A 22,752-nucleotide genomic window follows, 5' to 3' on the forward strand; every position below is an offset into this window, starting at 1 on the left:
ACTGTGGCAGCGCGCTTGTACAAACTTCATCAGACTCGCGCTCTACTGGGGTTCTGCGTTTCGGTGTTTTTCATGCACAAGGTGTTTTTATCCGTCGCGGCCATGTTGGCCGCGCTTTTGTTCAGTGCGCCGTCGATGGCGGCAGCGCGTTGTGATGTCAACGTGCCGACCGAGCACGCTGATCTGCAACAAGTCAGCATTGCTTATCAGAGCATTGGTCGGGCGTCGGACCCGGCGTTGCTGCTGGTGATGGGCCTGGGCGGGCAGTTGATCCACTGGCCGGACGAAGTGGTCGTCGCGTTGTGTCAGCAGGGCTTTCGGGTGATTCGCTACGACAACCGCGATGTCGGCTTGTCGACCTGGCGTCAGGCGCCGGTTGAAGCCAACCTGACCTTCGAAGTGCTGCGTTACAAGCTCGGTTTGCCAGTGGCGGCGCCGTACAGCCTGACCGATATGGCGGACGACGCGCTGGGTTTGATGGACGCTTTGCACGTTGAGCAATTCCATGTACTGGGCGCGAGCATGGGCGGGATGATCGCCCAGCACATGGCGGCGATGGCGCCACAGCGGGTCGAAAGCCTGACGTTGATCATGACCACGTCTGGCGCCGAAGGCTTGCCGGCACCGAGTGCGGCGCTGGTGCAACTTCTCTCGCGACGCGGTGCACCGAATCGTCAGGTGGCACTGGAGCAACAGGCGGATTTACTGGCGGCGCTGGGTAGCCCTTCGGTCACCGATGATCGGCAGGTGTTGCTGCAGCAGGCAGCCGCGTCGTATGACCGGGCGTTCAACCCCGAAGGCGTGAAACGGCAGATCATGGCGATCCTCGCCGAGCCGAGTCGGGTGGCGTTGCTCAATCAGTTGCGGGTGCCGACGCTGGTGGTGCATGGCACGGCGGACCCGTTGCTGCCGGTGATGCACGGCGTGCATCTGGCGGCGCATATTCGTGGCAGTCAGTTGAAGCTGATTCCGGGGCTGGCGCATCGCTTTCAAGAGGCGTTCAAGGAGCCATTGCTGGCGGCGGTGCTGCCGTATTTGCAGGCGCATCGTGAAGACACCTCGCATTGGGCGCAGATTGAGCCGGTGGTGGGCGGGAATCTGCTGTAACCGAGGTATTTGTGTTGTCTGAGCGGGCCTCTTCGCGAGCAGGCTCGCTCCCACAGGGGAACGCCCTCCAAGGGTGGGAGCGAGCCTGCTCGCGAAGGGGCCGTTACGGTCACCACAAAACGCTGCCCCGGTGTATCGTGCAAACTTTCCCGCAAGATTTCCCCTCGCGAGGTGTGTGATGAGTTCCGCTTTGAAAATCGATTTTGTCAGCGACGTCTCCTGCCCGTGGTGCGTCGTCGGTTTGCGTGGTTTGTTACAGGCGCTGGAGATCTTGCGCAACGAAGTGCAGGCCGAGATCCATTTCCAGCCGTTCGAACTGAATCCGAAAATGGGCGCCGATGGGCAGAACATCGCCGAGCATATTCAAGAAAAATACGGTTCAACCCCGGAGCAGTCGCAGAAGAACCGCGAAGCGATCCGCGCTCGTGGTGCAGAACTCGGGTTTGCCTTTCGCACCGACGGCAACAGCCGCATTTACAACACTTTTGATGCGCATCGCTTGCTGCACTGGGCCGGGCTTGAAGGTTTGCAATTGCCGTTGAAAGAGGCGCTGTTCAAGGCGTACTTCAGTGATGGAGGCAATCCGTCGGATCCTCGGCAGCTTGTGCAGATTGCGGAAAGTGTCGGGCTGGATCGCCAGCGGGCCGAGGCTGTTCTGGCGTCGGACGAGTTTGCCGATGAGGTGCGTGAAGAAGAGCAGTTGTGGCTGCAGCGCGGGGTGAGTTCGGTGCCGACCGTGGTGTTCAACGGGCAATACGCGGTGACGGGCGGGCAGCCGGTGGAGACGTTTGTCGGAGCGATTCGGCAGATCATGGCCGAGTCCAAGGGTGGCATCGTCAACTAAAGAGCAAAAGCCCCTCACCCTAACCCTCTCCCAGAGGGAGAGGGGACTGATCGGGGGATGCTGGAGTGATACGCCGACCTGAGCGTGCTTTTGCTGAATCCATAATCGACTCGGTTTTTCAGGTCGATGTCACTTGAACGACACCTCGGTCGGCCCCCTCTCTCAGGGGGAGAGGGGACTGACTGGGGGATGCTGGAGTGATACGCCGACCTGAGCGTGCTTCGCTGAATCCATAATCGACTCGGTTTTTCAGGTCGATGTCACTTGAACGACACCTCGGTCGGCCCCTCTCTCAGGGGGAGAGGGGACTGACTGGGGGATGCTGGAGTGATACGCCGACCTGAACGTGCTTCGCTGAATCCATAATCGACTCGGTTTTTCGGGTGATGTCACTTGAACGACACCTCGGTCGGCCCCTCTCTCAGAGGGAGAGGGGACTGATTGGGGGATGCTGGAGTGATACGCCGACCTGAGCGTGCTTCGCTGAATCCATAATCGACTCGGTTTTTCAGGTCGATGTCACTTGAACGACACCTCGGTCGGCCCCTCTCTCAGGGGGAGAGGGGACTGATTGGGGGATGCTGGAGTGATACGCCGACCTGAGCGTGCTTTTGCTGAATCCATAATCGACTCGGTTTTTCAGGTCGATGTATCTTGAACGACACCTCGGTCGGCCCCCTCTCTCAGGGGGAGAGGGGACTGACTGGGGGATGCTGGAGTGATACGCCGACCTGAGCGTGCTTCGCTGAATCCATAATCGACTCGGTTTTTCAGGTCGATGTCACTTGAACGACACCTCGGTCGGCCCCTCTCTCAGGGGGAGAGGGGACTGACTGGGGGATGCTGGAGTGATACGCCGACCTGAACGTGCTTCGCTGAATCCATAATCGACTCGGTTTTTCGGGTGATGTCACTTGAACGACACCTCGGTCGGCCCCTCTCTCAGAGGGAGAGGGGACTGATTGGGGGATGCTGGAGTGATACGCCGACCTGAGCGTGCTTCGCTGAATCCATAATCGACTCGGTTTTTCGGGTGATGTCATTTGAGCGACACCTCGGTCGGCCCCTCTCTCAGAGGGAAAGGGGGCTGATCGGGGGGATGCTGGCGTGATACGCCGACGTGAACGTGTTGTAGCGAATCTATAATCGACTGGATCTTTCAGGTCGATGTCAGACGCAAGACACCTCGGTCGGCCCCCTCTCCCTCTGGGAGAGGGCTGGGGTGAGGGTGGATTTTGATCTTAGCTGTGGATGCGCACCCAAACGCTGACCAGCACTGTGGCGGCCATCAACCAGACCACCGCCGCCACCGCCAACGAAGCCTCCAACCGCAATCGATCAACCATCACATACAACGTCGCCAGATAGACGAAGTACGGAATGATCGACCACATGCCGAACACGATCGTGGTCTTCAAATCCTCAATCGAACGCCCGTTGCCAACGATGTAATGCGCAATCAGCGCAAACGTCGGAAACAGCGGCACCAATCCGGCGATGTAGTAGTTTTTGGTTTTCGACAGCGCCGCGAGGATCAGAACTACCGCGGCGCCCAACAGGGCTTTGAAAAACAGATCCACATCGTTCTCGCTTAATGGCTCAGACCGTACTTTTTCACTTTGTCGAACAGCGTGGTCTTGGCCATGCCCAGTTCCAGGCTGGCCTGAGTCAGGTTGCCGCCACTGCGTTGCAGGGCATCGCTGAGCAGGTTGCGTTCGAACGCTTCCACCGCTTCGGCGAACGCCAGCCCTTGTCCGCCACTGTTGGCCCCCGACTTCTTGAACGCCGGCAGACCGAGGGCGAAGCGTTCGGCGACGTTGCGCAGTTCGCGCACGTTGCCCGGCCAGTCGTGGCTCATCAGGTTCGACAGGGTCTGGTTATCCAGCTCCGGCAGCGCGCGATCAAAGCGCAGCGCCGACTGCTGGGTGAAGTGCTCGAACAGTTGCAAAATGTCTTCACGGCGCTCGCGCAGTGGCGGCAGTTCCAGCGTCACCACGTTGAGGCGGTAGTACAAGTCGCTGCGGAACTCCCCGGCCTTGCTCGACTCGTCGAGGTCGGACTTGGTCGCCGCGATCACCCGGCAATCCACCGCCACGCTCTGGTTCGAGCCGAGGCGTTCGAGGGTACGTTCCTGCAACACACGCAGCAATTTGATCTGCAACGGCAGTGGCATGCTTTCCACTTCGTCGAGGAACAATGTGCCGCCGTCGGCGTGTTCGATCTTGCCGATCCGGCGTTTGCCGGCGCCCGTAAACGCGTTGGCTTCGTGGCCGAAAATTTCGCTTTCGAAGAGGTTCTCCGGCAGGCCGCCGCAGTTCAGAGCGACAAATTGTTTGCTGTGGCGGCGACTGAAATCGTGCAGGCAACGGGCGACCAGTTCTTTACCGGTGCCGGTTTCGCCTTCGATCAACACGTTGGCCGAAGTGTCGGCGACGTTGGCGATCAGTTCGCGCAGGTTCTGCATCGCCGGCGAGCGGCCGATGATCCGCCCCTCGAGGGAATCACGCTCGGCCAGTTGCCGACGCAGCGATGACACTTCGCGAGCCAGACTGCGTTGCTCCAGCGCCCGTCGCGCGACATCCACCAGACGCTCCGGCGAGAACGGTTTTTCCATGAAGTCGTAGGCGCCTTTCTGCATCGCGCCGACAGCCATGGAAATGTCGCCGTGGCCGGTGATCAACACCACCGGCAGGCTGCGATCGCGCTGCTTGAGGCGGGTCAGCAGTTCCAGGCCATCAATGCCCGGCAGGCGAATGTCGCTGATGACGATGCCGGCAAAATTGTCGCCGACACGCTCCAGCGCTTCCTCGGCACTCCCAACGCCGACGCAGGGAATGTCTTCCAGGGTCAGCGCCTGTTGGCAGCCGAGCAGCACATGGGGGTCGTCTTCGACGATCAGCACACTAAGGTCGTGGTTCATATTGGCTCGGCAGGAGTAGGGCTTACCAACGGTAAACTGAGGACGAAGGTGGAGCCGCCGCTGGCCGGGTGTTCGACACCCAGATGCCCGCCGGTGGCAGCGGCGAGGCTGGCGGAAAGGGTCAAACCAAGGCCCAGGCCTTGTTCGCCGGGCTTGGTGGTGAAGAACGGCTCGAACAGATGCTTGCGCGCTTCGGCGTCGATGCCGTGGCCGTTGTCGCGTACGCGCAGGCGATACTTGGCGTTGAACTCTTCGCCCTCCAGCCACAGTTCGGGCTGGGGCTGCGCCTGCATGGCGTCGAGGGCGTTGCCGATCAGGTTGACCAGAATCTGTTCGAGGCGGGTCTGGTCGATCTGCACTTGCACGTCGATGAACTGACGATGCACGTTCAGCGCCGAGGTTTCCACCCGGGCGCCCAGCACTTGCAAGGCGGCATCGACCGCTTTGCCGAGGCTGGCCTGACCCTTGTTGTCACCGCGCCGGGCGAACGAGCGCAGGCTGGCGGTGATCCGGCCCATGCGGTCGATCAGGTCGTTGATGGTTTTCAGGTTGGTGCTGGCAACGTCGAGCTGACCACGTTCGAGGAAGCGTACGGTGTTGCCCGACAGCGTGCGCATCGCCGCCAGCGGCTGGTTCAATTCATGAGCAATGCTGGTCGACATCTGGCCAATGGCGGCGAGCTTGCCGGCCTGCACCAGCTCATCCTGCGCACGCCGCAGGGTCTCTTCGGCCTGGCGGCGTTCGCGGATCTGGCTCTTCAGCCGTTCGTTGCTGGCGCGCAGGTCGGTGGTGCGTTCGGTAATCCGACGCTCCAGCTGATTGTTGGCTTCCTGCAAGGCTTCGCGGGCGGCGAGGCGGGTGGCGATGACCTTGCGCCGCTCGTTCCAGGCGATCAGCAGGAAGGCCACCAGCGCGAACGCGACGGCGACGAGAATGCCTTGGTTGATCGCTTCGCGGCGCAGGTCCTGCAAAGGCGTGAGCAGGGTGAAATTCCACGGCGTGTCGCTCAGCGGTCGGGTTTGCGCCAGATAGCTGATGTCGTCCTCGCCGGACTGCACTTCGCTGTTGGCCGGGAAGGTGAGTTTTTCTACGCCCTCGGACAAGGTTTCGCGCGCCAGAGGTTGCAGCTCGTTGAGCGGGAACCAGTAGTACTGCAGGCTGCGGGCGAGTTTTTCCTTGGTGGCTTCACTCAGCGGAATCACTGCTTTCAGGCGCCGGGCCGGATCGCTGGAGAGAATGATGATGCCGTTTTCATCGCTGACGAACGCTTCCAGACGCGCGCGTTGCCAGCGTTCTTCCATGGCTTCCAGGCGCACTTTGACCACGGCGACGCCAATGATCTTGCCGTGCTCTTCGAGGCCATGAGCGAGGTAGTAACCGGGTTCGCCGTTGGTGCTGCCGATGCCGTAGAAACGCCCGGGTTCGCCACGGATGGCTTTCTGGAAGTAAGCGCGGAAGGACAGGTCTTCACCGAGGTAACTGTCGACATCGCGCCAGTTGCTGGTGGCCATGACGCGGCCGGTGGTGTCCATGACGTAGATGGCCCGACTGCGGCTGCGCCGGTTCAGGCCTTCAAGGTAATCGTTGACCTTTTGCCGGTGCTCCGGGGTCGGGTCGGCCAGCAGCTGCGACACACTGGTTTCGAGTTCCAGCAGGCTGGGCAGGTAGGTGTATTTGCTGATCTCGCTTTCGACCGCGCGGGCGTGCAGTTCGAGCTGGCGCTGACCATTTTCGCCGAGGCTGCGAATGCCGAAATGCTCACTGGTCCAGAAGCCGATAAAACCCAACCCGATCATCAGGGCGATGATCAGTGGCGGCAGGAACAAATGACGAATCAGACGAGGCTTCACGGCAAGTGATGGCGGCGCGGCGCGATAGAGATTGGGGTCGCATTTCATCACAGTTGCCTTGGGTCAACCACCACACTTGCAGGCTCACCGCTGTCCCTGTGGGAGCGAGCTTGCTCGCGAAGAGGTCGGATCAGCCAACATCAATGTTGAATGTCAGTCCGCTTTCGCGAGCAAGCTCGCTCCCACAGGGATCAATGTGATGGCGCAAGTACTCGGTTTTAGTGCTGCAGGATTTTCTCGAGGAAGTGCTGCGCGCGTTCCGAGCGGGCACTGATGTCGCCGAAGAATTCCTCTTTCGGACAGTCCTCGATGATCTTGCCGGCGTCCATGAAAATCACCCGATCAGCCACTTTACGGGCGAAGCCCATTTCGTGGGTTACGCACATCATGGTCATGCCTTCGTGGGCCAGTTGCACCATCACGTCGAGCACTTCGTTAACCATCTCCGGGTCGAGCGCCGAAGTCGGTTCGTCGAACAGCATGACGATCGGGTCCATCGCCAGCGCACGGGCAATCGCCACACGCTGTTGCTGACCACCGGACAGTTGCCCCGGGTGCTTGTGGGCGTGCGCCGACAGACCGACGCGCTCGAGCAGTTGCAGACCTTTCTTGGTCGCCTCTTCCTTGCTCCGGCCCAGCACCTTGATCTGCGCGATGGTCAGGTTTTCGGTGATGGTCAGGTGCGGGAACAGCTCGAAATGCTGGAACACCATGCCGACGCGCGAACGCAGTTTCGGCAGGTTGGTCTTCGAGTCGGCAATCGACGTGCCGTCGACGACGATGTCGCCTTTCTGGAACGGTTCCAGCGCGTTGACGCATTTGATCAGGGTCGATTTGCCGGAACCCGACGGGCCGCAGACCACGATCACTTCGCCTTTTTTGACCTCGGTGCTGCAATCAGTCAGCACCTGGAAGTCGCCATACCACTTGTTGATGTTCTTGATAGAGATCATACGGCAAACCTTTTTTGCAGACGCTTGACCAGCAGCGAGGCGGAAAAGCTGATGATGAAGTAGACGACACCGGCGAAGATCAGGAACTCGTTGGAACGACCGATGATGTCGCCGCTGGAGCGGGCGGAGTTGAGGAAGTCCACCAGGCCCACGGTGTAGACCAGCGAGGTGTCCTGGAACAGGATGATCGACTGTTGCAGCAGCAACGGCGTCATCTTGCGGAACGCCTGGGGCAGGATGATCAGACGCATGGTCTGGCCATAGGTCATGCCCATCGCCTGCGCGGCGGCCATCTGGCCTTTGGGGATCGACTGCACACCGGCCCGGACGATTTCGCAGAAGTACGCGGCTTCGAACATCATGAAGGCCACGACGCAGGAGGTGAACGCACCGATCGGCGTGTCTTCACCGGTGATCCAGCGCAGCACGAACGGCACCGCCAGGTAGAACCAGGTGATCACCAACAGCAGCGGAATCGAACGGAAGTAGTTCACATAAGCGCCGGCCACGCGGGACAGCAATTTGCTCGACGACAGGCGCATCAGCGCCAGGATCGTCCCCAGCACGATGCCGCCGACCACACCCATGACCATCAACTGCAAGGTCATGACCATGCCGTTCCACAGGCCCGGGATAGCGGGGATGATGCCGCTGAAATCGAAGTCCATTATTTACCCCCCACGGAGATCAGGCCGGGCACGGCGACTTTCTTCTCGACCATGCGCATCAGCAACATCAGGCTCATGTTCAGGGTGAAGTAGATCAGCGTGGCCAGGGTGAAGGCTTCAAACAGGTTGGCCGAGAACTCAGCGGTCTGTTTGGTTTGCGCCAGCAGTTCCATCAGGCCGATCAAGGACGCCACGGAGGAGTTCTTGAAGACGTTGAGGAATTCCGAGGTGAGCGGTGGAATGATGATCCGGTAGGCCTGGGGCAGCAGCACGTTCCAGTAGATCTGCGGCAGCTTGAAACCCATGGCGCGGGCGGCGGATTCCTGGCCGCGTGGCAGCGCCTGGATACCGGTACGCACTTGTTCGCAGACACGGGCAGCGGTAAACAGACCCAGACAGACGACAACGCTCAGGTAAGCCGAGGTGGTCGGGTTGAGGTCCTGTTTGTACCAGTCCTGCAGGTTTTGCGGCAGCAGGTCGGGTACCAGGAAGTACCAGATGAACAGCTGAACCAGCAGCGGCACGTTACGGAACAGCTCGACGTAGCAGGTGGCAATGCCCGATACGATGCGGTTTGGCACCGTGCGCATGACGCCCAGAATGGAGCCCAGCAGCAAGGCGATGATCCACGCCACGATGGCGATGGCAATGGTCCAGCCCAAACCGGTGACGTACCAGTCGAGATAAGTCTCGCTGCCGACGCCGGTGGACTTGAAGAACACGCCCCAGTCCCAGTTGTAATTCATTAGGGTCTCCCCTCGAGATCGATCGATGTACAAGCACCCGCTTGGGGAAGATCCTTTCCCGCCTGACGTTGAACGTCAGGCACACGCGATCGGCTCGAAAACCGCCAGGTCGAGTGTTCCACAGTACAGCCCGCAGGTAGTAACAGACGCCTGAGGAGAGTGGCCCCCTCAGGCAATAAGGTTAGTCAGGAATCAGATTTTTACGTCAGGCGCCGGCTTGTCGCTCGGGTTGGCGATCAGATCTTTTACCTTGTCGCTCATCGGGAAGTTCAGGTTCAGGCCTTTTGGTGGAACCGGGCTTTCGAACCACTTGCTGTAGATCTTGTTGATCTCGCCAGACTTGTACAGGGCGACGATGGCGTCATCGACCGCTTTCTTGAAGGCCGGGTCGTCTTTACGAACCATGCACGCGTAGGCTTCGAAGGACTGTGGCGTGCCGGTGATGATCCAGTCAGCCGGTTTCTTGGCCTTGGCTTCTTCGCCGGCCAGCAGCGCGTCGTCCATCATGAAGGCAACGGCGCGGCCGCTTTCCAGCATGTTGAAGGATTCACCGTGGTCTTTGGCGGAGATGATGTTCATGCCCATCTGCTTGTCGGCGTTCATCGCTTTGATGATGCGCTCGGACGTGGTGCCAGCGGTGGTCACGACGTTTTTGCCTTTCAGGTCGGCAAAGTCAGCGTAGGACGGCTTGCCATCCTTGTCTTTCTTGACCAGCAGACGGGTGCCGATTTCGAAGATGTTGACGGTAAAGTCGACTTGCTGGGCGCGTTCGGCGTTGTTGGTGGTGGAGCCGCACTCGATATCCGCGGTGCCGTTCTGGATCAGCGGGATACGGGTTTGCGAGGTGACCAGGTTGTACTTGACCTGCAGGTCTGGCTTGTTCAGGTCTTTTTTCAGGGCTTCAACGATGGCCACTTGAATGTCGTGGGAGTAGCCCACGGGTTTGCCGGAAGCATCCGCGATGTAGGAAAACGGAATGGAGCTGTCGCGGTGAGCGAGCGTAATGGTGCCCGAATCGTTGATCTTCTTCAGGGTGCCGGTGAGTTCGGCGGCGAAAACTGGCGTGCTGATCAGAGCGGCCGCAATGGCTGCGCCCAGGATATGGGGAACGATGCGCATCAAATTTTCCTCGAATTGTTTTTTTTATGGAGCCAGTTCGTCGGCCCTTTTGTGCTTCGAATGCCTGACGGCTCCTGAAGTGTTGGCACAACAAGCATTCGTCGAGAGAGTGTAGAGCATGACTCGTGCCAGACCAGCGGCGTGTACTTAAGTTGATGATTTATAACGTTATTAAAGTTTTGTGATGGTTTGTTTTGGCGTAACTGATCCGGTTTACCGAATCGACCGGGAAGTCGCGTTCGGAAAACCGAACGAGCAACAGCCCCTCACCCTAGCCCTCTCCTAGAGGGAGAGGGGACTGAACGCGGCGACTGGGTGAGATGCACCGACTTGAGATACCGAGTCGAACTCAGGCTTTACAGAGCACCTCGATCGGCTCCCTTCCCCCTCTACCCCCTGGGGGAGAGGGCTGGGGTGAGGGGGAAAGCTCTAACTGACACAATCAGGTTCAACAGAACCCACAAAACAAGAAGCCCCTGAATCTCTCAATTCAGGGGCTTTCGTTTAAGCGATGTTCACATCACGCCGCTTCGATCTTGCTACGGTTCTGTTCGACCTTACCCAGATACGCCGCAAGCTTCTCTTGCTCTGCCGGGGTAGTGAAAAGGCCCAGCTTGCTACGACGCCACAGAATGTCATGCGCCGTAGTCGCCCACTCTTCGCTGCACAGGTAATCCACTTCGCGAGTGTAGAGCCCGCCGCCGAGGTGTTCGCCCATGTCGGCCAGGGTTTCCACGCCTTCAAGCATGCGCCAGGTGCGGCTGCCGTAGGTGGTGGACCAGCGACGAGCGATCTCGGTCGGCACGAAGTCGAATTTGTCGCGAATCTGCGCGCACAAGGCCTGCGGGGTGGTCATGTCTTCGCCGCCGGGCAGGGTAGCGGTGGCTGTCCAGCTCGGGCGCATCTGGGTGAAGAACGGCAGCAACTGCGCCATCGCCGACTCGGCGAGTTTGCGGTAGGTGGTCAGCTTGCCGCCGAATACCGACAGCAGTGGCGCTTCTTCGCCGCTAGCCGACAAGGCCAGAGTGTAATCGCGGGTGACGGCCGACGGGTTGTCGGATTCGTCGTTGCACAGTGGGCGTACGCCCGAGTAGCTGTGCTGGATGTCGTCGCGGCTGATCTGCTGCTTGAAGTGCGCGTTGACCACTTTCAGCAGGTAATCGGTTTCGGCATCGGTAATCGCCACTTTCGCCGGATCACCGGTGTATTCACGGTCGGTGGTGCCGATCAGGGTGAAGTGGTTGTTCAGGTACGGAATGGTGAAAACGATGCGCTGATCTTCGTTTTGCAGAATGTGCGCGTGATCGCCTTCGTACAGTTTCGGCACGATGATGTGGCTGCCTTGAATCAGACGGATGCCGTACGGCGATTCCATCTTCAAGTCATCACGAATGAACTTGGCGACCCACGGGCCGGCGGCGTTCACCAGCGCTTTGGCGGTGATCGAAAACAGGCTGCCGTCGGCACGTTCCAGATTCAGGTGCCACAGGCCTTTGGCGCGACGGGCGCTGACGCAGCGAGTCTGGGTGTGCACATGGGCGCCCTTTTCGCGGGCGGCCATGGCGTTCAGAACCACGAGGCGGGCGTCGTCGACCCAGCAGTCGGAGTATTCGAAGCCTTTCTTGATTTCGCTTTTCAGTGCGCTGTCGGCGCCGAACTTCAGGCTTTTCGAACCTGGCAGTTTTTCGCGCTTGCCGAGATTGTCATACAGGAACAGGCCGGCCCGGATCATCCATGCCGGGCGCAGGTGCGGACGGTGTGGCAACACGAAGCGCATCGGCTTGACGATGTGCGGCGCCTTGGCCAGCAGCACTTCGCGTTCGGCCAGCGCTTCACGCACCAGACGGAATTCGTAATGTTCGAGGTAGCGCAGGCCGCCGTGGATCAGCTTGCTGCTGGCCGACGAGGTGTGGCTGGCCAGATCGTCTTTTTCACAAAGGAACACCGAAAGCCCGCGACCGGCGGCATCCGCTGCGATCCCCACGCCATTGATCCCGCCGCCGATAACGGCGATGTCGTAGATCTCGGAGATTGGGGGCGTACGCAAGGTAGAGGTGGACATCGGCTGGCCTCGGGTTCTTTTGATTTTCTATATTGGAAATCGAACATGAATGTTCATTTGCGAAAATGGTAGCCCATAAAGACGCGCGCAGCCAGTCGCATTCGATTGAAAAAACTCATCGAAGGGCGGCTAAAAGAAAATTTTCGAACATTAAATGCGCGCAAGGGCGCAGAAGACGTGTTGTTTGATCGATTGTTTTCGTCGGATCGCCGCCCGGAGCAGGCTCGCTCCCACAGTGGGTGGAAGACTCACAAATCTTGTGATTGGCTCGTATCTCTGTGGGAGCGAGCCTGCTCGCGAAGGCGTCAGTACAGACAATGAAGAGAAGGGTAGTTAAACGACCTCCAAGCGAATCTTGTGCTGACTCAACAACTGCGCCAGCGCCGGCACCGGCTGCTGATCGGTCACCAGGCAATCGATCAGGCTGATCGGGCCGAGGCGAATCATCGCGTTACGCCCGAACTTGCTCGAATCCGCCGCCAGAATCACCTGCCGCGCATTGGCAATGATTGCCTGCGAAACCCGCACTTCCTGATAATCAAAATCCAGCAAGCTGCCGTCTTCATCGATCCCGCTAATCCCGACCAGGGCGAAATCAACCTTGAACTGATTGATGAAATCCACGCTCGCCTGACCGACCACACCGCCGTCACGACGCACATTGCCGCCGGTCAGCAGCACATCGAAATCATCCTTGGCACTGAGCATCGACGCCACGTGCAGGTTGTTGGTGATGATCTTCAGGTGATTGTGATTGAGCAGGGCGCGGGCAATCGATTCGGTGGTCGTGCCGATGTTGATGAACAGCGAGGCGTGATCGGGAATCTGTGCGGCGATGGCTTCACCGATGCGTTGTTTTTCATCGCGCATCTGATCGGCGCGCATCGCATAGGCAGTGTTTTCGACGCTGGAATCATAGGCAGCACCGCCATGGTAGCGACGCAGCAGATTGGCTTCCGCGAGCTGATTGATGTCGCGGCGGATGGTTTGCGGGGTAACAACGAACAGCGTGGCCATTTCCTCGATGCTCACATAGCCGCGTTCGCGGACCAGTTCGAGGATTTGCTGCTGACGGGGAGGCAGATTCATGGGGCTTCCTTTGGGCTGCCGTGCAAAATTTGCCCATGATGACGCAGGAATCCGCTCCCGACCAGTACATACAGATACGAGTACTCAGGTTGGCTTATTCAGCGTCTTCACGCGCCCAATCACGGGTACGACTGACGGCTTTTTTCCAGCCCTTGTACAGCTTCTCTTTCTCGGTTTCGTCGAGGCTCGGTTCGAACTCGCGCTCGATCACCGCTTTGCCGCGCAGTTCTTCCAGGCTGCCCCAGAAACCGCACGCCAGACCAGCCAGATACGCTGCGCCAAGCGCTGTGGTTTCACGCATTTGCGGACGCTCGACCTGCGTGCCGAGGATGTCGGCCTGGAACTGCATGAGGAAGTTGTTCGCCACCGCGCCGCCGTCCACGCGCAGGGCTTTGAGGCGTTCGCCGGAGTCCTGTTGCATGGCGTCGAGCACGTCGCGGGTCTGGTAAGCGATCGATTCCAGCGCAGCGCGAATGATGTGATCCACGCGTACGCCGCGCGTCAGGCCGAACAGTGCGCCACGGGCATACGGGTCCCAGTAGGGAGCGCCGAGACCGGTGAACGCCGGTACCAGGTACACGCCGTTGCTGTCCTTCACTTTATTGGCGAAGTATTCGGTGTCGTGGGCGTCGTTGATGATCTTCAGTTCATCGCGCAGCCACTGCACGGTCGAACCGCCGTTGAACACCGCCCCTTCCAGTGCGTAAGCAACTTCGCCACGCGGGCCGCAGGCGATGGTGGTGAGCATGCCGTGCTGGGATTTCACCGCTTTGTCGCCGGTATTCATCAGCAGGAAGCAGCCAGTGCCGTAGGTGTTTTTCGCTTGGCCTGGCTCCACGCACATCTGGCCGAACAGGGCGGCTTGCTGGTCGCCGGCGATACCGCCGATGGCGATGCCGCTCTTGGTGCGACCGTAGATTTCCGAAGAGGCCTTCACTTCCGGAAGCATCTCGCGCGGGATGTCGAGGATCTCGAGCATCTTCGAATCCCACTCCAGCGAGTGAATGTTGAAGAGCATGGTGCGCGAGGCGTTGGTGTAGTCGGTGACGTGTACTTTGCCGCCGGTGAACTTCCAGATCAGCCAGCTATCGACGGTGCCGAACAGTAATTCGCCGTTGCGCGCGCGTTCGCGGCTGCCTTCGACGTTGTCGAGGATCCACTTCAGTTTGGTGCCGGAGAAGTACGGATCGGTGACCAGACCGGTGTTATCGCGGATGTACTCTTCGTGACCGTCGCGCTTGAGCTGCTGGCAGATCTCGGTGCTGCGGCGGCACTGCCAGACGATGGCGTTGTACACCGGACGGCCGGTGGTCTTGTCCCAGACTACGGTGGTTTCGCGCTGGTTGGTGATACCGATGGCGGCGACCTGATCGTGGTGCAGACCGGCCTGGGCCAGGGCCTCAACCATCACTGCGCTCTGGGTGGCGAAGATTTCCATCGGGTCGTGTTCGACCCAACCGGCCTGCGGGTAATGCTGAGCGAATTCGCGCTGCGCGGTGCAGACCACGTTCGCATCGCGGTCGAAAATGATCGCGCGGGAGCTGGTCGTACCCTGATCGAGGGCAATGATGTAGTTCTTATTCTGAATGTCGGTCATGTCGATTGCCTTGGACGAAATAAGGGAGAGTGGGCCGTGGCGCAGGCTCTATTGGGCAGGAGCCGGCGCCGACTGTTTCAAGAAGTTCTTGGTTTGCCGTCAATGGCCGGTTCTGCATCCTTTGTAGCAGGTGTGGCGCCGGTCAGGTGACGGGCGATGAGCCCGCGATACCCGGCTGCGCCGAGGCAGGCACCGACAATCGGTGCAAAAATCGGAATCAGGAAGTACGGAATATCGCGACCGCCAGTGAAGGAAATTTCACCCCAGCCGGTAAAGAAAGTCATCAGTTTCGGACCGAAGTCACGCGCCGGGTTCATCGCAAAACCGGTCAGCGGGCCCATCGAGCTACCGATCACGGCAATCAGCAAACCGATCAGCAGCGGCGCCAGCGGACCTTTCGGCAGGCCGTTGTTGTCGTCGGTCAGCGACATGATCACGCCCATCAGGATCGCGGTGATAATCATCTCGACCAGGAAGGCCTGGGCGGTCGACAGCACCGGATTCGGGAAGGTTGAGAACACCGAGGCCAACTCAAGGCTGGCGGTCGAGCCACGAACCATTTGGTGAGCTTGTTCGTAATCGAAGAACAGATTGCTGTACAGCGTGTAAACCAACAGCGCGCCGCAGAAGGCGCCAGCGATCTGGGCAAGAATGTAGAACGGCAGTTTGCGCTTTTCGAAGTCAGCGAAGATCGCCAGCGCGATGCTCACGGCCGGGTTCAGGTGCGCGCCGGAAACGCCGGCAGTGAGGTAGATCGCCATGCTCACGCCGACGCCCCAGATGATGCTGATTTCCCACAGGCCAAAGCTGGCGCCCGCGACTTTGAGCGCGGCGACACAACCGGTGCCGAAAAAGATCAGTAGGGCAGTACCCAGAAACTCGGCCATGCATTGGCTCGAGAGCGTTGGTTGCTGTAAAGCAGTTGTCATTGAAAACCTCGGTTTTTGTTGTTGTCTGGCGCGCTGCCGTCAGGGCAGGGCGCGATTTTCCCCGTTCAGGAATCCCCATTCCTTTCCCGGTTTACTGCTGGGTGCTGCGATGACGATAATTCTTACATTATTCAGATTCGAAAAAATATAGACAAGAAACAAACCTGTCAAAGGTCGAAAGTGAACCATCGGTCACAATAAAACTATTCGTTGTGTGAATGATCCTCTGCCGTCGCTGCAGTGCCGTGCACTCGAAAAGTCTGTAAGCCACGGGAAACGTGGCTTGGGATAGAGCCTTTTAGTGGCTGATCACCTAGAATCCGGCACAGTGTTTTTCCGCCACTGCCGAGCCCGGAGCTGCCATGACCCCTGCGTTGGACTTGTTGAAAAAAGTTCGTGCCGAACATCGCGTGCACAGTTACGAACATGACCCAAAGGCCGCGTCCTATGGGCTGGAGGCCGCAGAGAAACTGGCACTGGAGCCGGCGCAGGTGTTTAAAACCCTGCTCGCAGCCAGTGAAAAGGGCGAGTTGCTGGTGGCGGTGGTGCCGGTCGTCGGAAGCCTCGACCTCAAAGGTCTGGCGCATGCCGCTGGTGTGAAAAAAGTCGAGATGGCCGACCCGGCAGCAGCCCAGCGTTCCACCGGTTATCTGTTGGGCGGCATCAGTCCGCTGGGGCAGAAGAAGCGCCTGCGCACCTTCATCGATAACTCGGCTCAGGGTTTTGCGACTATTTATGTCAGCGCCGGTCGGCGAGGCCTGGAGGTCGAACTGGCACCCGCCGTGCTCGCCGAGCATACCCAGGCGAAATTTGCCGATATCGGCCGCGCGTAAGCGTTATCGCTGTATGTAGAAAATTGCCCGGTTCTGTCACTGGCGCTGAGCGCATCGTGGTTGCATGCTCTGGCGACTGACTTAGGGAGAAGGTTATGCAGCTCGAGTTTCATCAGGTCGACGCGTTCAGTGATCGGCCGTTCAGTGGCAATCCGGCGATGATTTACCGGTTGGATGCATGGCTCGCGGATGAGCTGATGCAGAAGATCGCTGCTGAGCACAATCTGGCGGAAACCGCGTTTTTGGTGCGTGAGGGATCGGTCTGGCATATCCGCTGGTTTACCCCGACCACTGAAGTACCGTTGTGCGGGCACGCCACGCTGGCCAGTGCTTATGTGCTGTTCGAGATCTATAAGGAAACCGCCGAGCGTATCGACTTCACCTGTAAATCCGGCCCGCTGAGTGTCACGCGTGAAGGTGATCGGTTGTGGCTGGATTTCCCTTCGATCATGCCGTCAGAGATTGGTGTGACGCTCGATGTCGAACGAGCATTGGGCGTTGAAGCCGTTGATGTGCTCGGCTCAAACGAACTGTTTGTGGTGCTGGAGTCTGAGCAAGCCGTGCTTGATTGCAAGCCGGACATGGTTGCACTGGCCAAGCTGCCCTGGCTGGGCGCGATTGTCACGGCGCGGGGCAATCAGCACGATTTCGTCTCGCGCTATTTTGCACCGGCGATTGGCATTAATGAGGACCCGGTGACCGGCTCGACGCATTGCAGCCTGATCCCGTATTGGTCGAAGCGACTGGGCAAATCGAGTCTGACCGCGTGCCAGCGCTCGGCACGAGGCGGGGAGTTATTCTGCCGGTTGGAAGGTGAGCGGGTGAAGATTGGCGGCAATGCGACGCTGGTTGCGAGCGGCACCCTGATCCTGGGTTAACGCAAAACCCTGTAGGAGTGAGCCTGCTCGCGATAGCGGTGTGTCAGTCAATATATGTGTTGATTGACACACCGCTATCGCGAGCAGGCTCACTCCTACAAGGAGAATCGTGTTGGATCAGAGCGCGGCGCTGTAGCGGCGGACGCCGTTTTCCACTGCCGGGATTTGTGCGGCGGTGCTGCCGGAAGCCTGGAACAAGACCAGATGCTCAGCGGCAACACGAATTCCCACTTCCGCGCCAACCTGATGATCCGCATGGCTTGGGAAGATCGATTCCAGCTGCGCCCCCGTCGGCAATTGCAGACGATACAGCGTCGACGCGCCCAGGAACGTCTTGCCGACAATCCGTGCTTTCAAGCCACTTTCCGGCGCATAAACGATGTCATCCGGGCGCAGCAGTACATCCACCGCCCCGCCAATCGGCCAGGTATAAGCCCGATTGCCACGCAGCTCACCCAGTTCTGTCTGCACCGATTCCGGGCTGCCGAGCTGGCCGCGAATAAAGTAACCCTGACCGATGAAGCTGGCCACGTACGGCGTTGCCGGTTCGTGGTAAAGGTTGTACGGCGTGTCCCATTGCTCCAGCCGACCTTCCTTGAACACGCCAACGTGATCGCTGACGGCAAAGGCTTCCTCCTGATCGTGGGTCACCAGAATCGCACTGGTGCCACGAGCCTTGAGGATGTCGCGCACTTCATGGCTGAGCTTGCGCCGCAGTTCGCCATCGAGGTTGGAGAACGGCTCGTCGAGCAGCAGCAATTGCGGCTCCGGCGCCAATGCGCGGGCGAGGGCTACGCGCTGTTGCTGGCCGCCGGACAACTCGTGCGGGAAGCGTTTGCCGAGGTTCTTCAGGTTGACCAGTTCGAGCAGTTCTTCGGTCACGCGCTCCTTGTTCGGATGCTTGCGGATACCGAAGGCAATATTGTCGGCGACGCTCAGGTGCGGGAACAGTGCGTAATCCTGAAACACCATCCCGATCCGGCGTTTCTCCGGCGCCAGAGTGAAACCGGCGCTGGAAATGGTTTCGCCGCCGAGGGTGATCTCACCTTCATGCACCGGCTCGAAACCGGCGATGGCGCGCAGGGTGGTGGTCTTGCCGCAGCCGGACGAGCCGAGCAGGCAGCCGATGTCACCGGCGTTGAGGTGCAGATTGAGGTTCTGCACCACGCGTTGATCTTGATAACCGCAAGCGAGGTTGCGCAGGTTCAGCAGTAATTCATGGCTCATGCGTGGTGATATGCCGGTTCGACGAGGAACTCGAGCAGGGCCTTCTGTGCGTGGAGACGGTTTTCTGCCTGATCCCACGCGACAGAGCGCGGGTCATCAAGCAGGTCGAGGCTGATTTCTTCGCCACGGTGCGCAGGCAAGCAGTGCATGAACAGCACGTCCTCGGCAGCGAGGTCGAGCAGGGCGCGGTTGACCTGGAACGGGGCGAACAGCTTGAGGCGCTTGGCAGTTTCCTCTTCCTGACCCATCGAAGTCCAGACATCGGTGCTCACCAGGTGCGCGCCGCGTACGGCGTCGGCAGGATCACGGACGATGGTCACACGATCGCCAGCCTTGGCGACGAACTCTGGGTTGGGCTCGTAGCCTTCCGGGCAGGCAACGCGCAACTGGAAGTCGAACTGCATCGCCGCTTCTATATAGCTGTTGCACATGTTGTTGCCGTCGCCGATCCAGGCCACGGTCTTGCCTTGGATCGAGCCACGATGCTCAAGGAACGTCTGCATGTCGGCGAGCAACTGACACGGGTGCAGGTCATCGGACAGGCCGTTGATCACGGGCACGCGGGAGTTGGCGGCGAATTCGGTCAAGGTGCTGTGGGCAAAGGTACGGATCATCACCGCATCGAGCATGCTCGACATGACAATTGCGCAGTCGCCGATCGGCTCGCCACGGCCCAGTTGGGTATCGCGGGGCGAGAGGAAGATCGCCTGGCCGCCGAGCTGGATCATGCCAGCCTCGAAGGAGATCCGGGTACGGGTCGAGGACTTCTCGAAGATCATGCCCAGCACGCGGTTTTTCAGAGGCTCGAACAGTACGCCGCGGTTACGCAGGTCCTTGAGCTCAACGCCTCGACGGATCACGCTGACCAGCTCTTCGGGCGTGCAATCCATCAGGGAGAGAAAGTGCCTTGCGCTCATCATTGACTACCTTTTGCTACAAACCGCAGATGCTCAAAGCCTTGTTTAGCGGAACAACGGGCGAGACCTGCGGCGTAAGCCGCACGGGGCGACGAAATAGGGGAAGGCGCGATATTGACACTAAATGTCGCGTTTTTCCAATAGGCTACGGTTTTTGCGGAAATCGAAGGGCGCACTGGATGTTGCAGTCGCGCATTTGAAGCCGGGTTCAGGACAGCAGCGAGTTCCTTTGTACACTGGCCTCGCGGGGCTTGGCAATGCGGCGTGGCGGGGATCGTGTCGCTTGGGTCGGTTTACGACCGTGGCGCCATGCCATCATTTGGTCGGATGCTCAGGCTGAAACATTTGCTAAAGCAAAGTGCTGGGTTATAAATAACTTTCGAGCGACGCAGGAAGCCTCCGCATGGAATCGAAAGAAAAACTGTTAATGGAATTGCTGGGCCATACGGCTCGCTCTCTGACCCATCTCACCGCGTCGGTCACCTCAATGTCCTTCGAACTGCTGCGCAGCGAAGACGAAGTGGTGAAGACCGCCGGTCGCCACATGATCGATCGCATGGCGACCATCAGTGCCGGCCTCGACGAACACTGGCGATTGATCGGCGAACTCACCGGTGTGCACGTCGCCCACGAGCAGATCGAAACCATCCAGGAAATTCAGCTGGCCGCGCCGCCGCAGTTGCCGTCGAACTGATCATGGCGGTTTATCGGCTCACCTGATAGGTGTCGATTCACAAGACGAACGTCGCTGGCGCCTGAACGGCGCCGGGGCCATAGTTTTGTTCCCGCGGGCGTGATTACCCGCCCAGAACAAGACAGAGACTGGCCATGACCAAGACTCTCCATCACCGTGCCTGCCACCTGTGCGAAGCCATTTGCGGGCTGACCATCGAGACCACCGAAACTGACGGCAATGTCGCGATCACCTCGATCAAGGGTGATGCGCTCGACACCTTCAGCCGTGGCCATATCTGCCCCAAAGCCGTGGCCCTGCAAGATATCCAGAACGATCCGGATCGTCTGCGTCAGCCGATGCGCCGGGTGGGCAGTGAATGGCTGCCGATCGAGTGGGACGAGGCGTTTACGCTGGTGGCTGAAAAGCTGGCGGCCATCCAGGAGCGTCATGGGCAGAACGCCGTGGCGGTCTATCAGGGTAATCCGAGCGTGCACAATTACGGGTTGATGACCCACAGCAACTATTTCCTCGGGTTGTTGAAGACGCGTAATCGCTTCTCGGCGACCTCGGTCGATCAGTTGCCGCATCACCTGAGCAGTTATCTGATGTACGGCCACGGCCTGCTGTTGCCGATTCCAGATATCGATCACACCGACTTCATGCTGATTCTCGGCGGTAATCCGCTGGCGTCCAACGGCAGCATCATGACCGTGCCGGATGTCGAGAAACGTTTAAAGGCAATCCAGGCGCGCGGCGGTAAAGTCGTTGTGGTCGATCCACGGCGCAGCGAGACGGCGGCGATAGCCGACCAACATTTGTTCGTGCGTCCTGGGGGCGATGCGGCGTTGTTGTTTGGCGTGCTCAACACGCTGTTTAGCGAGGGGCTGACCCGCGACAGTCATCTGCCGGTTGATGGCATGGACGAAGTGCGTGCAGCCGTCGCAGGTTTCACTGCTGAAGCCATGAGCCCGCTGTGCGCCGTGCCTGCTGAGCAGATCCGCCAACTGGCCCGCGACTTCGCCGCAGCGCCGAGTGCGGTGTGCTATGGGCGCATGGGCGTTTCGACGCAAGCGTTCGGTACGCTGTGCCATTGGGTCGTGCAGTTGATCAATCTGGTCACTGGCAACCTCGACCGGGTTGGCGGCGCGCTGTGCACCGAACCTGCGGTGGATCTGGTGGCGTCGACCTCGGGCGGGCATTTCAACAAATGGCAGAGCCGTGTCTCGGGACGTCCTGAATACGGCGGCGAGTTACCGGTCTCGGCGCTGGCCGAAGAGATGCTTACTGAAGGTGAGGGCCAGATCCGTGCACTGATCACCGTCGCTGGTAATCCAGTGCTGTCGACGCCGAACGGACGGCAACTGGAGCAGGCGCTGGACGGTCTCGAGTTCATGGTCAGCATCGACCTGTACATCAATGAAACCACGCGCTATGCCGACCTGATCCTGCCGTCGACCTCGGCGCTGGAGAATGATCACTACGACACGACGTTCAATCTGTTCGCGGTGCGTAACGTCACCCGCTTCAACCGCGCGATCCTCGCCAAGCCAGAGGGCGCCTTGCATGACTGGGAGATCTTCGTGGGCCTGGCCAAGGCCTTTGCCGAAAAGACCGGCAAGGAGCTGAAACCGACCATGCCACCGGCGAAGATGATCGACATGGGCCTGCGTATGGGGATGTACGGCGACGCATCTGAGCAAAAGCTGTCACTGGCGACATTGTTCGATCATCCGCACGGGATTGATCTGGGGGCGCTGAAAGCGAATCTGGCGTCGCGTCTTAAAACGCCGAATCAGCGCGTGCAGGCCGCTCCGCCAGAGATTCTCGCTGACCTTGCACGTTTCGCTGCGCTACAGGCTCCGGCCGCTGATGAGCTGCTGATGATTGGCCGCCGCCACGTACGCAGCAACAATTCGTGGATGCACAACTATCACCGTCTGGTGAAGGGCAAGCCGCGTCATCAGTTGCTGATGCACCCGGATGATCTTGCCAGCCGTGGGCTTAACGATGGTCAGCTTGTGCGCGTCAGTTCACGGGTCGGCCAGATCGAGGTGGAAGTGCTTGGCAGTCTGGATATGATGAAGGGTGTGGTCAGTTTGCCGCACGGCTGGGGCCATGCGCGGCCAGGTGTGCAAATGGCGATTGCCAGTGGCCAGCCGGGGTCGAGTGCCAATGACCTGACCGATGAATGCCAGCTTGATGAGTTGTCGGGTAACGCGGCGCTTAATGGCGTGCCGGTCACGGTGGCGGCGGCCTGAGCATGACTGTCGGGGAGACCGAGCATGGCGCTCGGGATTCCGTTACAATGCGTCACCGTGCCGACCCATGAGTCGGAAA

19 protein-coding genes are annotated in these 22,752 nt (G+C 59.5%); 6 read left to right on the top strand and 13 right to left on the bottom strand.

Annotation, left to right across the window (positions count from 1 at the left end; genetic code table 11):
* Nucleotides 1–72: 72 nt before the first annotated feature.
* Nucleotides 73–1,107, top strand: a complete 1,035-nt coding sequence (locus KBP52_RS24515) for an alpha/beta hydrolase (RefSeq protein ID WP_212621146.1) — start codon at nt 73–75, stop codon at nt 1,105–1,107.
* 178 nt (nt 1,108–1,285) lie between these two features.
* Nucleotides 1,286–1,951 (top strand): DsbA family oxidoreductase, encoded by a 666-nt coding sequence (locus KBP52_RS24520; RefSeq protein ID WP_137219178.1) that lies wholly within the window; start codon nt 1,286–1,288, stop codon nt 1,949–1,951.
* 1,241 nt (nt 1,952–3,192) lie between these two features.
* On the opposite strand, the gene KBP52_RS24525 is transcribed toward KBP52_RS24520, so the two are convergent.
* The 11 genes from KBP52_RS24525 to KBP52_RS24575 form a co-directional block, all read right to left on the bottom strand.
* The gene (locus tag KBP52_RS24525) at nt 3,193–3,531 is read right to left on the bottom strand and encodes a GlpM family protein (RefSeq protein ID WP_212621147.1); all 339 of its coding nucleotides are present in this window, start codon (nt 3,529–3,531) and stop codon (nt 3,193–3,195) included.
* 11 nt (nt 3,532–3,542) lie between these two features.
* Nucleotides 3,543–4,871 (bottom strand): sigma-54 dependent transcriptional regulator, encoded by a 1,329-nt coding sequence (locus KBP52_RS24530; protein ID WP_077574375.1) that lies wholly within the window; start codon nt 4,869–4,871, stop codon nt 3,543–3,545.
* Complete coding sequence (locus tag KBP52_RS24535) at nt 4,868–6,769, bottom strand: ATP-binding protein (protein ID WP_212621148.1); 1,902 nt, start codon at nt 6,767–6,769, stop codon at nt 4,868–4,870. Before KBP52_RS24535 ends, KBP52_RS24530 begins: the two co-directional genes overlap by 4 nt.
* Before the next feature lie 170 nt (nt 6,770–6,939).
* Nucleotides 6,940–7,674: an amino acid ABC transporter ATP-binding protein gene (locus tag KBP52_RS24540; protein WP_007963947.1), complete on the bottom strand. Its 735-nt coding sequence runs from the start codon at nt 7,672–7,674 to the stop codon at nt 6,940–6,942.
* The gene (locus tag KBP52_RS24545) at nt 7,671–8,342 is read right to left on the bottom strand and encodes an ABC transporter permease subunit (RefSeq protein ID WP_003227756.1); all 672 of its coding nucleotides are present in this window, start codon (nt 8,340–8,342) and stop codon (nt 7,671–7,673) included. The genes KBP52_RS24540 and KBP52_RS24545 overlap by 4 nt, the downstream gene beginning before the upstream one ends.
* Nucleotides 8,342–9,088, bottom strand: a complete 747-nt coding sequence (locus tag KBP52_RS24550) for an amino acid ABC transporter permease (protein ID WP_016986630.1) — start codon at nt 9,086–9,088, stop codon at nt 8,342–8,344. The genes KBP52_RS24545 and KBP52_RS24550 overlap by 1 nt, the downstream gene beginning before the upstream one ends.
* A gap of 192 nt (nt 9,089–9,280) precedes the next feature.
* Nucleotides 9,281–10,207 (bottom strand): glutamate/aspartate ABC transporter substrate-binding protein, encoded by a 927-nt coding sequence (locus tag KBP52_RS24555; RefSeq protein WP_077574373.1) that lies wholly within the window; start codon nt 10,205–10,207, stop codon nt 9,281–9,283.
* Nucleotides 10,208–10,727: 520 nt separating this feature from the next.
* A complete protein-coding gene (gene glpD, locus KBP52_RS24560) occupies nt 10,728–12,269 on the bottom strand; it encodes a glycerol-3-phosphate dehydrogenase (protein ID WP_212621149.1) in 1,542 nt (513 codons plus the stop codon).
* 333 nt (nt 12,270–12,602) lie between these two features.
* Nucleotides 12,603–13,358: a DeoR/GlpR family transcriptional regulator gene (locus KBP52_RS24565; protein WP_007916700.1), complete on the bottom strand. Its 756-nt coding sequence runs from the start codon at nt 13,356–13,358 to the stop codon at nt 12,603–12,605.
* A 94-nt stretch (nt 13,359–13,452) separates the two neighbouring features.
* The gene (gene glpK, locus KBP52_RS24570) at nt 13,453–14,955 is read right to left on the bottom strand and encodes a glycerol kinase GlpK (protein WP_077574371.1); all 1,503 of its coding nucleotides are present in this window, start codon (nt 14,953–14,955) and stop codon (nt 13,453–13,455) included.
* A gap of 77 nt (nt 14,956–15,032) precedes the next feature.
* Nucleotides 15,033–15,884, bottom strand: a complete 852-nt coding sequence (locus KBP52_RS24575; RefSeq protein ID WP_212621150.1) for an MIP/aquaporin family protein — start codon at nt 15,882–15,884, stop codon at nt 15,033–15,035.
* A gap of 362 nt (nt 15,885–16,246) precedes the next feature.
* Here KBP52_RS24575 and ybaK point away from each other — a divergent pair, with 362 nt between their 5' ends.
* A complete protein-coding gene (ybaK, locus tag KBP52_RS24580; protein WP_003227741.1) occupies nt 16,247–16,717 on the top strand; it encodes a Cys-tRNA(Pro) deacylase in 471 nt (156 codons plus the stop codon).
* A gap of 95 nt (nt 16,718–16,812) precedes the next feature.
* Complete coding sequence (locus KBP52_RS24585; RefSeq protein WP_212621151.1) at nt 16,813–17,595, top strand: PhzF family phenazine biosynthesis protein; 783 nt, start codon at nt 16,813–16,815, stop codon at nt 17,593–17,595.
* 117 nt (nt 17,596–17,712) lie between these two features.
* Here the strand turns inward: KBP52_RS24585 and KBP52_RS24590 are convergent, their stop codons facing one another.
* Together KBP52_RS24590 and argF are read right to left on the bottom strand one after the other, a co-directional pair.
* Nucleotides 17,713–18,822 (bottom strand): ABC transporter ATP-binding protein, encoded by a 1,110-nt coding sequence (locus tag KBP52_RS24590; protein WP_123593727.1) that lies wholly within the window; start codon nt 18,820–18,822, stop codon nt 17,713–17,715.
* The gene (argF, locus tag KBP52_RS24595) at nt 18,819–19,739 is read right to left on the bottom strand and encodes an ornithine carbamoyltransferase (RefSeq protein WP_038369078.1); all 921 of its coding nucleotides are present in this window, start codon (nt 19,737–19,739) and stop codon (nt 18,819–18,821) included. Before argF ends, KBP52_RS24590 begins: the two co-directional genes overlap by 4 nt.
* A 403-nt stretch (nt 19,740–20,142) precedes the next feature.
* On the opposite strand from argF, the gene KBP52_RS24600 reads away from it, so the two are divergent.
* The gene (locus KBP52_RS24600) at nt 20,143–20,433 is read left to right on the top strand and encodes a hypothetical protein (RefSeq protein WP_027612069.1); all 291 of its coding nucleotides are present in this window, start codon (nt 20,143–20,145) and stop codon (nt 20,431–20,433) included.
* A 134-nt stretch (nt 20,434–20,567) separates the two neighbouring features.
* Complete coding sequence (locus tag KBP52_RS24605; protein ID WP_212621152.1) at nt 20,568–22,673, top strand: molybdopterin oxidoreductase family protein; 2,106 nt, start codon at nt 20,568–20,570, stop codon at nt 22,671–22,673.
* Nucleotides 22,674–22,752: the final 79 nt, after the last annotated feature.

Source organism: Pseudomonas sp. SCA2728.1_7 (assembly GCF_018138145.1).
Taxonomy (GTDB): Bacteria; Pseudomonadota; Gammaproteobacteria; order Pseudomonadales; family Pseudomonadaceae; genus Aquipseudomonas; species Aquipseudomonas koreensis_A.